The sequence below is a fragment of the Moorena sp. SIO3H5 genome, from assembly GCF_010692395.1.
In the GTDB taxonomy this organism is placed as follows: domain Bacteria; phylum Cyanobacteriota; class Cyanobacteriia; order Cyanobacteriales; family Coleofasciculaceae; genus Moorena.
Genome location: NZ_JAAHHS010000184.1, coordinates 1 through 14,331, shown reverse-complemented (window position 1 = coordinate 14,331; position 14,331 = coordinate 1). Strand labels below are relative to the sequence as shown.

Below are 14,331 nucleotides of genomic sequence, written 5' to 3'. Positions count from 1 at the left end.
CCCCTACCCGCCGCTCTTCCGATCTCTGATTACGTTGAGCCTTTATGGTTGGTAGGCTATGCAAAAAAGGGGTAAAACTTATTGATTAGCGATGCAGCGCGGTCTTGGGGGTCTCCCCCATGAGCGACTGCATCAAGACAAGGCTCAACTGTCTTACGGTAACTTCTAACCATGAGCAACTGCCGTGGTTCCCCCCATGAGCGACTGCATCAAGAATTGTAATTATTTCGCTAATAGTATCGTGGGCGTTTGGGCCCCCATCTGTCATTACGGGAGCAGGACTACTCCCCTATCTTTAAGAGCTTTTTAAAGCGATGCAGCGCCTTCACGCGGGGGTTCCCCCCATGAGCGACTGCATCAAGAACAGAATCTAAAGGCTCAATGAAGGTCTGAGTAGCCTTTAGCTTAGATAAGGATTATGAGTTGTATACGACCAAAGCGCGAAGCGATGACAAATGGCTCGCTCATTGGTTTAATGACTCGCCGATTAGCTTCTTAAGGTTTTATTTACAAATCAGTTCTAAAAGTGAGTCATGACTAATATACTAATCGTTCCCCTTCACCTGGATGCTTTGCTCCTCAGCACCAATAAGCAGGTTGTCGAAGCAACAAGTGATTTTAGTAAATTACCTTTTTTTGATGGTACTAAGGATGTCAACCCTGATACAGCAAATCTTAGTGAATCGATTCTCAGTAAAGAGTTTGAGAATCAAAACCTCACCTTAAAGAAAGGCGTCCACCTGCATTGGGCTCTACCAGATGGGTTAACCAAAGGTGTGCATAATCCAGATACGGACACCATAAAACAGGTTGCAGTTCCTAACCGTTGGCTGGTCACTCGCACCCTCAACGGACAGACCAAACAGTGGATTATAGAAAGCGATTATTTACACCCCGAAGGGGAAGATAATGTTTACGGTGCGGTTACCTATCCCATCGACATTTCACAACAGACCTCTGCTGTGCAGCCGTTTCGTTATCTAGGCAGGCAATTGCCTTTTAGCAGTTGGCAAGAAGATGCTAGTGCTGAGCGCTTATCATCGCTGACTGCAGTTGGCTATGGTGAGCCGACATTTGCCGCGTTTTATCCGAATTGTCACTCAGTATTTGGTGCCTATGACAGCAACTTCAGCAGTGCCGAAGATATTGCTGGTGCCGTCTACGATGTGTTGGGCTGGTACACTGACTCAAGCAGCGATCCCCTGTACCAACTGATGGCTGATGCCGATTTACAAGCCGAATTACAGAGCACTTTAGATACGGGTAACGCTGAAAATTGGAGTACAGATGACATTCAGCAAGCGATTCAGCAAGCAATTCAGCAAGCGATCGAAGATGAGTTCCAATGGCAAACCGATGCTGAGCAATGGCAAATAGATATCGACAGTCTCAATACGCTTTCCGCAGTGCTCTTTTGCTATGGCAAAATTGAATTCAATCCGGCAGAGGAGATCGACAACACCACAAAAAACGGTGATGTCAGTGTCAGTCTTGCCAATACTGGCTTAGAGGCATTATCGACTTATTTAGCCAATCGTATTGTTGAGGAGGGGGCCACCAACGGTGAAAGCTATGACAAAAATACAGTCGAAGAACAGTTAGAAGCCATTCAGTTACTAAAGAAAATTGCCAATAAGTCTGTCGATATTGGTCCTAAATTTCGCGAGGCATTCCACCGCAATGGATTTTCTACACTGCAAGGGGGAAGCGAATGGGCAATCACCACCAAAGACAGCAGTACCAGCACCACTACCAGTGCCTCAGCTACCCAGCAAAGTCAGCCTGAAGTCACCTTACCCACTGATTTGGCTACTCTCTTAAGTAATCTGAATCAATTGCAATCGGCCTATGACCAGAAAAGCAATGAGATTACCCAGGCACGCCAGCAACTCTTTTCCGACTGGTATAAATATATGCAGGCGGCCTATCCCCCTGAAGATAGTCTAAGTAACTACCCAGAGGTCGATAGTCTTCGATTTTACCTGCAAGCTCAAGGAATAACGAATCTAGACAGCGATCTAGAGGAATTGTCTCAACTTTATGGCCAATTAACGGGAGATGACGACTCTGCCTACACTGTCCTGGCAGCAGCGTTGGAAGTATTTAATCAGGGCACTATCGATAGCACTGTATTGTCGCAGCTGTTTGACTCCTCTGACAATACTGTGAATGAGAACCTGTCCCTGACCAACAGTGTGTGGGTGGAGAATACTCCGTTTAGTGATCACTGTCTGGCATTTAACAACAGCAGCGATAATAGCAGCGCCTACCTAACAGCATTTGCCTCCGACACCACCACCACTGCTCAGGCCCTGTCCCTGTGGGTGTATATCGACAGTGTGCAATCAGATAGTGCAGCCTGTCTGCTATACATTCCCGCAGAATCAGACGCGGTCATTGCTTCCACCTATGTGGGCGCATTTTGGTCTTCCATCTATGTGAATGGTGAGTTGCTCGACCCCTATGTGGCCAAGAGCTGGCACATGATTCCCAAAGACCAATGGGTTCATTTGCACCTGCAGGCCAGCAAGAGTTTTTCGGTGGCAGACATGGTATTGATGGCCGCAGATGACAGTTCCAGCTTTCTCAGTGGTAAACTGGCGGGTTTCCGTCTATTTTCCGATACCCTGACCAGGGATGAAGTCTTGACGGATATGAATATGCTGGGGCTGCACACCTATGTTTTGCAACAGCGCCCCACAGAACCCTATTACAGTCCGAAGGAACCGGTTGTGCTGCTCCAGGGCGGGGCCATAGAAGCTAGCGAGCGGTATGGATTTGATGGTCGCTTAAACGACGATGATTTACTTGAGTGCGAAAGCACAATACTCGAAGAACCACTCAATAAGCTTGATCAGCTACGGGAAAACGCTGTGGAATTGTTGGGGCCACAAAACGGTGAGGAAAAGATTGGGTTTAGTGAGTGGGCAACCCAACCCTGGCATCCGATCATGATGGAGTGGAAGGCTGAGTTTTTCCCTGTAAGCGAGGGTAACAATCTGCGGGATCCAGACCAGCACTCGTTTGATCCCAACTACATCACAGACAACTTTAGTTTGGATGAAAGCGAGGTGGATTTTACCCCCGTCACCAGTGCAACTACATTGGTGCCTCCGGTTAGGGCAATCTATTCTGGTCGCAGCATTTTGACCCCCTATGCACAAATTAAGCTCAAAGACGAAATCAAGTCCCTGCTCAATGGGTTACAGCCTAGTGACTGTTATCAAGTCACTACTGATATCAGTGATGAACAGAAGACACTCTATGATGAACAATTTAAAGCCTGGTGGTCTGATCAGTGGCCTGATCAGACTACCGATCAGTGGCCTGATCAGAAGAAGATCATTGATGAGTTCAGCACGAATATTGAAGAATTTAGGGACTGGTATGAGTCTCGCCCCGTGTTCGACGGCACAAAAACTGTAATCATAAAAGATTCCCAAAGCTACCGCCAGAACGATCCCAAATACATTGCCTTGCTAGCCTATGAGCATTTAGTTGATGACAATTTTATTTCCCAATCCTTAGGTGGGTTTAATGCAGCATTGCTGCAACACAAACAGGTCATGCAGTTACCCATTGCCGATCCGTTAGGGTTCTCTGACTATCAAAGCTTTAGCGAACAGGTTAAGAATTACGTTGGCCAAGAGTCGAGAATTGCACCTGTAGCCCTCTCTAATTTTTCACCCATTCGCTGTGGCAGTATGAGTTTATTGGAATTACGGGTGATTGATTCCTTTGGGCAGGTTAAGTCGGATATCAATGTAGAAGAGTTTTTAACCCCAGAAAAGCTGACGCCAACAGGGCAGTTTGTGGCTGTGGATGGACGCGATCGCATGTATTTACCCACTCGATTTGTCCAACCCACCCGCCTCAATGTTAGCTGGCTGTCCGCTAGCAATGGGGAAGTTGAAATGAACACCCACCCTGCCACCAGTCCCATCTGCGGTTGGCTGTTGCCAAACCATATTGATGACAGCATCATGGTGTATGACCACAACGGCTATGTATTGGGTGAGATCAGCAGCAGCGCCATCTGGCAGTCTGCACCGGGTAACGATGTTGTCGTCAGGATTGAGGACATCGAAAACAGCTATCTGCAGCAGGTACTCACTAAGTTGTGCATTGTTTCCACAGATGATAGTACAACCCAGAGTGAAAAAACAGACTTTACCAAGGATTTTATCAGTGCCATCAATGCTTCTATAGAAACCATTGATCCAGAAAACTATGGTCAACACCAGGACCTGGCGCTGCTGATGGGTAAACCCATTGCCGTAGTCCGGGCTGTGGTTAGCCTGGAAACCCAGGGTGATCCCTCCATAGATCAAAGCTGGCACAGTTTCCGTAAAGTCCTGCCGAACCCATTATCCAATCGTCCAACGAGTGCAGACAACCAAACTCGTGACAATAATAACTGGGACGATGTCATAATTCCTGTTCGCATTGGTGAACGAGAACAGCTAGGGGATGGTGTTTTGGGCTATTGGCTCGAAACTGATGGGGCGGAGCTAGGGGATAGTTTTTACACCACCCTGGCCAGCGGCACACTTTCTAACAAAACCACTGAAGCCATTAAATACTATGACGATGATCCCCTTAACCTGACATTGTCCCTCAACGACAATACCCAATCCGTCACTCTGTTGATGGATCCTAAGGCTAAAGTGCATGTCACCACGGCTATTGTGCCGCGCAACGTGATCGATATTCCACCAGACCAATACACCCCTGCTCTCAAAACTATTGAAGTCAGCTTTTTGACAGCCCCTCTCTTGAGTCCAGCCAAAGCTCTGGAACTGCCCCTGGCCAATGAGCCTGGCTATCAGTGGTCTTGGTTAGAAAAATCTAACTTTCTTTGGAAAGAGATTAAAACCGATGGCTTGGTGGCCAAGGCCAGCTTTACCGATGCGTTTTCCAATGGAGCCGATATTTGGCAAGCCCTCAAGGATTACGGATGGATTCGTGAAATTCGTGCCGATACGGCTGCTGTGGTTCCACAGGATCAGCGCACCAGTGACACTTTAAGCAGTGATTTATTAAAAGACATCGATGCCATTAAAGCAATTTTGGAACAGGGTCATATTAATCCTGTACAAACCCAGGCAAATTTCAAGGCGAATGCCATCATTCGTGAAGGCTGGCTAAAACTCAGCAACAGTTAGTAGTCCAACAGATTTATTGAACTGCTCTACATATAGCACTACGCATTCTTCGTGTTTGACATTGATACAAGCTCAAAAGCTGTTGTAGTCAACTTTTAGGTGCGACCCAAGGGCGATTTACTCGCCCATTGGAAAGCGCACCTTTGCCTCTTGCCTCTTGCCTCTTGCCTATTGCCTTGGGCGTAGCGCTATAACACAGTCCATCCATTATTCAACATTTAGTAGGTATTTCCCATGAGTGAATTAATTGTCAAACTAAACCTGGATTATCAAGATGAGAACGGTCAGTTGATCGATTCTTCCGGTAATGACTACAGCGTAACCACTGACAGCGACACAGCCCCCACCCTAGTAGACGATTCGCAATTTTTTACTGTAGCCAGTTTTGATGGTACTGACGACTTTATTAGCCTACCGGATGCTTCAACGCTAAATTTAACCAGTAACAGTTTTAGCGTTGAAGCCTGGGTCTACATTGCCGATAGCATTAGCGATATCACGAGTTCGGGTGACCTGACTGTTCTTGGCAGCTTGGATTCGACCAGTGGTAATGTGTTGCAATTAACCATTCGCAACGGTAGTCCGCATATGGGGTTTACGGGTATCGAAACCACCGCCAGTGATACAACCCTGATTCCAGGAACCTGGTATCACCTGGCCTGGGTTTACGATGCCGAGGCGAAAACCCAGACAATATATCTCAATGGGGCGATGATAGCCCAGGGTACAGACAAAGATGAGTTTACAGGTACCAGTGCGCTACGGGTTGGGCAGTGGACTACGGGACCCACATTTTTCGATGGCAAAATGGCCATGTTACGGATTTATTACGGTGTGCTGAGTGTCGCTGATATTAAACGTGATATGTACCAGGACAATCCTAGTTATACGTTTAACAGTACTTATCCCATCGATTTTAGTCTGTTTGATAAGGATGAGGCAAATACGCTTTATATAGAAGATGAGCCCGCTGATCAAGTTTTTATCCTAGAGATTTACAACCATGCTACTGAAACAATAACCTGGCAAGGCAGTGATTCTGTCAGCAGCAGCAACTATCACTTTGCCCTCAAGTTTCGTCCCCAAACATTAGCAGAAGAAAGTCTGAGTGGAGACAGTTCCATTGCTCTATCTCAAACCAGTGGGGCCAACTGGCAGTTGCTCCTTGAGAGTGATGAAAATCAAAGAGATGTGGTCTATCTGCTCAGTACTAATGAGTCCACCTCCACCCTGGCTCCAGGAGAAACCCTCAGTATTGAGTTGAAAAATGTTGGAGCAAGCGGCAGTCAGGGGGCACGCGGTACCCAAGTGGAGCTGGTCACTGATAATATTACCTATTCTACCGATCCAGATACGGTTCTTCAGCTCAACCGGGTGAATCATCTGAGCGTTATTAACCATCGGGGAGAGGACGATATTCCGTTACATGTTGGGTTTGTTGGACCAAATACAGTGTTGAATGATGGGTCAGAACCAGCAGATGCGACGGTGCCACAGCTGGTATTACGCCTTACTAACACAAATACCAATACCAGCAGCACCCAGGGAAACGATGTCAACTTTTTACTTAAGGACGATGATGCTGATACATCGAAAATTATTATTAATTTCGACACGGATACTGAAAATAATAGTGCGGAAAATGTCTGGGCTTTAGGGTCTTCAAGCCTGGTTGGAGCCATTGAGATTACACCACCAGACAATTGGACCGTAGAAGTTGTCGATGGTGAGGTGCCGGAATGGATTTTGCGTCCCAGTTCTGATCAGGTATTAGCTGTTGGTGATAAATTGGAAATTGACATTGGCAATATTGTTACCAGTCACCCCACAGGGCCTACCCATGTATACATCAACTATCAAAATATTCCGGGTTATTGGGATGGTAAGTTGGTGGCGGTCATTCAAAAACAGCCGTTAGTTTTCTACGATGAAAATGTTGGTATTGGGGTTGCACAACCCAGTGCAAAATTAGAAGTAGCCGGTTCTTTTTCTGCAGGCAGTATTTCCACCGATGGTAGTCTTTCTGCAGGTAGTATTTCGACCGATGGTAGTCTTTCTGCAGGTAGTATTTCGACCGGGGGCAGTCTTTCTGCAGGCAGTATTTCCACCAACAGTATCCTATCTGGTGAAAGGGAGCTGTATACTGAAGCAGCGAGTTCGATAGATTATCGCTCTGGAAACAATACCACTGAAGGGACAGCGACAAATACTGGTTTATGCTACCGCGTCGCTAGTAATCCGCAGTCCCAAGAACCAATATTTCAGGTCAGAAGTTCAGGCCAAGCAGTACGTTTGTTTGTTGAACACGATGGCTGGACGGGTAGTGGATGGAATGCAGCTTGGTTCAGTGGTTCATCGCGGAGCAACTATTTTGGAAGTGCTACCCAAATTGGTGGTACCTACGACAGTAGCTTAACGGCTTCTACTAAGTTGTATGTCGATGGGGACAGTCAGATTACTGGAGATCTCACTGTTGCCAACGTTGGTATCGGAACGACAACACCGAGAAATCCTCTGGCAATTCGGGGGCAAGGAACCTGGGAAGAATTAATTAGCTTTGAAGATCCAGAAGGAACAACAAAGTGGCACATCAACCAAAATATAAGAGGAGAAAATCCAGGACTAAACTTTGTAGAAACAAATGTAGCTGATGGAAGGCTGTTTATACAGGCTGGTGGTAACGTTGGCATCGGCACCACTAATCCTCAGGCAAAACTGGAAGTAAATGGACAAGGGAACAAATCCCTTGGCGAATATAATTGGCTAAATAAAAACACAACAGAAGTAGTAACTAATGTATATGTAAGTAGCTCTTTTGATCCTCCTAATACACAAGGGGGGCATTTCGTCAAAACCATTGGACAGGACAAGATTACGGTTCCAAGGACGGGTAATTACAATGGTACCGGTCACGTGGGTTATTCCATTTATGCATCTGAACGAATCGCCTGTAGCGAACTAAATGTGTATTCCGACGAAAGGATCAAAAAAGATAAGGTGCAGAGTAATTCTGGGGAAGATTTGGAAAAACTCCTTAAGATTAAAATTACGGATTATTCCTATATTGACCCTGTTGTTCATGGAATTAAGCCTCAAAAAAAGGTATTAGGACAGCAAATTGCAGAAGTTTATCCGCAAGCAGTTAACATCAAAAAAGCAGAAGTCGTTCCGGATATAATGCGACATGCTACTTCCGATGATCGTGGAGAAATTATATTGGAAAACCACGGTCTAGAAGTAGGTGATAAAGTCCAAATTCTTTATCAAGAGTATGGTAAAGATAAAGCAGAATTTTTTCCAATACTGGAAGTTAAAGAAAACAGTTTTCGTGTGGATATTACTACTGTAGAGGAGGTGTTTATCTATGGACGAGAAGTCGATGACTTCCATACAGTAGACTATGAAGCGATCTCTATGCTGAATGTCAGTGCCACTCAAGAACTCTATAAGAGAATTGAAGGGTTAACGGAAGAGAACCAGAAGAAAGATCTGCAAATTCAAGAATTGACACAGGGCTTAGATAAACAACATCAAATAATCCAATCACAACAGGAAACGATAGAAAAAATGACCGGCAATTTACAGCAGGTTATGCAGCGATTGGAGGTGTCTTTAGTGAATTCTGACTCCTAGATTCTGGATTGCTGCCCAATCAGGGGGTTCCGCCTTAAGTCAATACCGACAAGTTGAAATAAAGTGCTCATTGATTGAGCCAAGAATCGTCCGAATAAAATTGTTACACACTGGTGTTTCTGCATATAACTCGTTACACCAGTGTGATAACTCCCTTAACGTCCTTTACAAATTTGAAGAACTATGTCTATTAGATACGCCACCTGGAATATTGAAAAGAAATGCATAAAGACTGCTATAGAATGCAAAGAAATTAAGTTACTGAAAAAAGATGGAAGTGAAGAATATATATATTCTTTTCAGAATAAAGACCTGAGCACTCCATTCTTCAATTTTATTGCCCAAGTTATATTACAGTATGAAATTGATATTCTCTCGATTATTGAGGTTCCTGTTAGTCACTTGCAAACTATCAAAAACTATTTGATAACAGTTTGTCGCAGTATTGATGGGACATGGGATTTACAGGATATTCCTTGCGACACGAAAGGTGATGAGGCAATTATCTTCCTTTACAATACCGATAAAGTTACTCCCTCAAGCGATATAAATGGCTACAATATTTATGGACCTAATGTTATATCTAGCAAGGGTTATCTGGTTGAATATCCCGACAAAGAGACTCGCTGGGTCAATGATATGACCGATGCGACCGTTGAGAATGCCCAAATACCCGATTATTCAACTTATGCTCGCCGTGCATGTTACATGGGTTTTGAAATAGACGGTCAAAAGTTTAGCTGTATTGCTTACCATGCCCCACGTTATAATTTAAGACTTCATAATCAAGCCTACGGACTTTACTTATGCGCCAATGCACAGGAAACAGAGCAATTATTTAAGAGCAACTCTCATGCTGCACTTTTGGCATCTAAAGATGCAATCCTTGAACGTGTGGAAGAGAGACTTATTGCAACTACCAAAGCATTAAATAATGAGGCTATTTACTCGAAAAAAATTACTGAAGCGATTAAAAAATTAACTGAATATATTTATGAATTTATATTACAAGGAAAGCTTTATTATCCGTATCTTGAAAGTGAAAACTATGATACTCTCGTCATCAAGGTTTCTAAAGTACTAAGAAGCAGAGATTCCTACAGCACAAAGGGTAAGTATATAATGGGGTCTTTTCTTAGTGCTTATGGATTGAGCTTTAACCGCCCCCTCGATTCTTCAAAACAGACACGGTTTAAGAATGCTGTTACTTGCTATTGTGTTACACGTATTTACCTGATGCAGGAAATTATTGCTGTCGCTTCACATGGAGTAGTGACACAAGACAATGAATCTATCAGTAACAACATATTTCCAATTATTAAGAATGGGCTTAATTGGGACAGCGTTACTCGTAACAATTCTACCTCATTATCCTTATTGGCTTACAATCTTCTAGCTTACCCACCAACTATCGATACTCTACCAACCACTAATACTCTACCAACACTGACCAACAGTTATTACAGTGTTAGCGATTATTGCAATTTTTACAGCCTGAAGTTCTATAATGACCAAACCTCTGCACAGTACCCTCTCAAAAAACGCTTGTCCTGTTCATCCTTGATTAGTGGTGATTTTAACTTACCATTCCCTGAAATAAATGAGTACAACGACGACAGATATAATTTGATTAACAATAAATCTGTTTACGACTATATCCAGGATGATATAGTTTTAGATAATGAGCGTTCCATGCGTGTCAATAACCCCGTGGAGGATACCAATTTATTACCCGAATTCGACAAAAAAAAAGCCTATAATTCTAGAGCTTTTCGTCAATCTAACATAGATAATATCCTTATTTCTAAAACCAATACCTTAGCTGATAAAGAAGGTATTGGTGGTTATGCTTGGGTGATTGACCTTATTGCGGATATTTACAATAGTGACAAAAATGAATATCGCCTCCAAGATCTTGTAGAGGCAGCAGAAGCGCTAATTCGGGCTATCGGCATAGAGAATCTCCAAGGCTTCCCACATAAAGAAATAGATACCTTGTATGGTGCTTATCGATTTTGTAGAGACCTCATCAGTGATCACCTGCCGTTAGTTACCGATATTAAAATTAGTAATGAGTCTGATGGCTCATCTGAGTAAGCCTCATTGAAATGTATCAGAAAAGTATTCTCAATAACCCTACTGTTACTCAAATAGATTATTATGGATATCAATGAATTAAGAACCCAGATTCAGCCCAATGAGGAAGGTACTTACTCTCTGACCTCTGACGAAGCAGCAACAACATTAACATCAAAACAAATTAGCTGGTTAATCACTCAGTTTTTTGACGGTACCTTGACCCTGACTAACTGCAACAACATAACCAGTACGGACGACTTAGTTGCGTTTACAGGTGATATCTCACTCTGGAGTCAAACCCACTCTGCAACGATCCAATTTGAAATTATTGAAAACAACGTACAACTTAAACTGACAGCTATTCCCGAAAACCTTGCATCCGGTTGGACATTTTCTGATAATTTTCCTGACTTGGCTGATAGTGATATTGCTACCTTCAGTTGGGATAGCGCTAAGTTCATTTTTTCCTCCTGCGATGATATTTTTACTGGCGACAGCGATAGCACCCCAGCCGGATTGTACTTTTATGGTGTGCTCAGTGCCCTACCCATTAACAGTGACGAGGTGTGGGCTCAACTTAGCTGGTTACTCACTGCCGCTGAATCACCCGTGTTAGAGGGACCCATTCAGTTTTCTCAGTCACTGCCCGTATTAGCCCTCAACTTTAGCAATTATTCTCCCACCTATACCTTTAGCGATAGTATCAGCCTCACCTTAGGCTTATCGTTGGATTATTTGTCAGACGTCACCACCTATGATTCCATCGATGACGAAGGAACCCAAACAACAGCTGTTTATGCCTATACCAAAATCACCTCCGAGGTTTTCTACACTGATGAAGATGGTAATACCGTTGCGCTGCCAATTTACACCCAACTGGGCAATCAATTTATTCCACCTATCCTAGGGTTCACAGCAGAGACAGCCGACGCTGTCAATGCGGCTCTTTCTGGATTTGTACGTTGGGTCGGTGTAGACCTGACATCCTACGCCTCAACCGATTCGTTTTTACCTGCTGGCATCACCCTAAGCAATGTTAACTTTGCCATTGGCAAGCTAACTCAAAACTTAGAACAGGTATCTTTACGCTTTGCGTCTACCAGTCAGTGGAACGTTATAGCCGATATTTTTACCCTGGAAAGCGTTGCTATTGATATCGATGTCACAGACCCGATGTCAAGCGATCGCTCCGTCAGCTCTCGGCTACGGGGCACCCTCAGTATCGCAGGTGTAGAGTTCGACGTCTATGCACAATACCCCGACTTTTATCTTTCCGGTGGTTTAGCCATATCCGACAACGAAGATATCGATACTACCCTACCCGATACAGTCAGCCTACTCAACGAATTTCTGCCAACAGATTCCCACGAGCAGGTTGCTGCCACCACGGTCGATGCGTTTTCCTTTGTTGCCTACCCTAGCGAACAGAGTTATGAACTGTCAATAGCCCTAAATGGTGGATGGGATTTACTGTCTTTAGACATTTACAGTGTCAACATCTATCTACAGTACCAAGAGGGCTTAACCGCTAAAGCCACTGCCCGGTTAGCCCTGTCAGACGATCTGTCGTTTAGCCTCTCGGCTCTATACAACGACAACCAATGGTATTTCTCAGGTAGTACCACCCCAGATACGGATATTTCCATTTATGATTCCAGCACAAACACAGGATTACTAAACGATCTAGCAAGCTTATTTAGCACCGATACCACGCTTCCAGCAGTCATCGACGGTCTGCTGTTGAAGAATGTCGATATCGCCTTTGAAACCAATACCAAAAACTTCCGCTTTTCCGGTGAACTAGACTTCACCTTTAGCGACAGCCACACAGCAACCCTCTACACCCATATCGATATTGAACAGCAACAGGACGATAGCTTTGAAAAAAGCTTCTCTGCCGAGCTGGATATCGGTGACCTCACCTTTGACGTGGTCTTTGATGAATCGGGTACTAGTAACCTCCTCGTCGCTGACTACTCTGACTCCACTGGTACTGACATCTCCCTGGCTGACTTGTTAGCAGATTTCTTTAGCAGCGTCAGTATTCCAGATGTGCTCAGCTTTACATTACATGACGCCACCTTTGTCCACGATGCAACTAACAGCAAAAATCTCTTTCTGGCCGACATAGACGAGGGTTTAAATCTTTGCGAGCTGCCCCTGGTAGGAGACCTGTTAAAAAGTGACGACACCATTGTCTTGTCGTATCAGATACTGGTAGTTTCGGACACCTTTTACACTGATGAGCTGGAGCAGATCAACGGTTTACTCCCCTCCACAACGGCCACCCTGGATACCAGCAATGATGTCAAAGCGGGCATTCATTTGGCTACCAGTATCCAATTCGGCTCAGAGACAGTCAACCTGGCCCTGCCACTAACGACCAATACTGATAGTGAAACTGATAGTGAAACTGATAGTGAAACTGATAGTGAAACTGATAGTGAAACTGACGAGTCACTGCAGCCAGTAAAGATTAATGATAGTTCTAGTAGCAATGGTACCCACTGGTATTCCATTCAAAAGACTTACGGTCCCATTCACTTTGGCCGCATCGGTGTCGATTACGACAGTGACAACAATGAAATTTGGTTCCGCTTTGATGCAGGTCTGACCTTTGCCGCATTTTCTCTCTCCCTCGATGGGCTATCCCTGGGTTCACCCTTGACAAAGTTCACGCCAAAGTTTGATTTACAGGGTCTCAGTCTGGAGTATGACGCTTCAGATCTAGAAGTCAGCGGTGCCTTTTTGCACTCTATCGCCACCGATGAGGAAACCGAGGAAACCGATGATGAATATAGCGGTTTAGCCACCCTCGATTTAGAGTCCCTGAATTTATCAATTGGTGCATTGGGCTCCTATGCCTATGTCCATGGTCACCCATCCCTGTTTATTTATGCCATTTTAGATTATCCCCTCGGTGGCCCCTCGTTTTTCTTTGTCGAAGGTCTCTCTGCCGGGTTTGGCTACAATCGACGACTAACGCCACCCAGTATCGACCAGGTGGCTAACTTCCCCTTGATTAAAGAAGCTATCAATGGTGGTGGCAATCTTAGTTCTGTCGATCTCGGTCAAGAACTGGAAGCCCTAAACACCTATATTTATCCTTCGATCGGGGATTTGTTCCTTGCTATTGGGGTTAAGTTTAACTCTTACAAGCTGGTCGATTCCTTTGCCCTGCTGTCGGCCTCCTTTGGCAATCGGTTTGAGCTAGATCTGCTGGGCTTATCCACCCTGGTGTCTCCTCCCGGCGAGGAAAAAGAACCCCTGGCTGAAGTGCAGATGGCCATTAAGGCTAGCTTTGTTCCCAGTGAAGGCTTTCTTGGCATTGAAGCCCAGCTCACCGATCAGTCCTACATTCTTTCTAAAAAGTGTACCCTCAGGGGTGGTTTTGCCTTTTACAGTTGGTTTAGCGGTGAGCATGAAGGTGATTTTGTCACCACCCTGGGAGAGA

General features: G+C 44.6%; 4 protein-coding genes. All 4 read left to right on the top strand.

The genetic code is table 11. The annotated features are described in order from the left end of the window. The first annotated feature begins 533 nt into the window (after positions 1–533). Entirely contained in the window at positions 534–5,165 is a 4,632-nt protein-coding gene (locus F6K52_RS19650; protein ID WP_293081260.1) for a hypothetical protein, read from the top strand. A gap of 234 nt (positions 5,166–5,399) precedes the next feature. Continuing rightward, positions 5,400–8,798 carry a LamG-like jellyroll fold domain-containing protein gene (locus tag F6K52_RS19645; protein WP_293081257.1) on the top strand — a complete coding sequence of 1,133 codons (3,399 nt, stop codon included), beginning with the start codon at positions 5,400–5,402 and terminating at the stop codon, positions 8,796–8,798. 183 nt (positions 8,799–8,981) lie between these two features. Beyond that, entirely contained in the window at positions 8,982–10,895 is a 1,914-nt protein-coding gene (locus tag F6K52_RS19640; protein WP_293081254.1) for a hypothetical protein, read from the top strand. A gap of 63 nt (positions 10,896–10,958) precedes the next feature. Then, positions 10,959–14,331: DUF6603 domain-containing protein (locus F6K52_RS19635; protein WP_293081251.1), on the top strand; the 3,373-nt coding region annotated here is incomplete at its 3' end.

Bases quoted from the DNA above. Each gene is read 5' to 3' on its own strand.
- F6K52_RS19650 (WP_293081260.1), top strand. From the start codon at position 534: ATGACTAATATACTAATCGTTCCCCTTCACCTGGATGCTTTGCTCCTC.
- F6K52_RS19645 (WP_293081257.1), top strand. From the start codon at position 5,400: ATGAGTGAATTAATTGTCAAACTAAACCTGGATTATCAAGATGAGAAC.
- F6K52_RS19640 (WP_293081254.1), top strand. From the start codon at position 8,982: ATGTCTATTAGATACGCCACCTGGAATATTGAAAAGAAATGCATAAAG.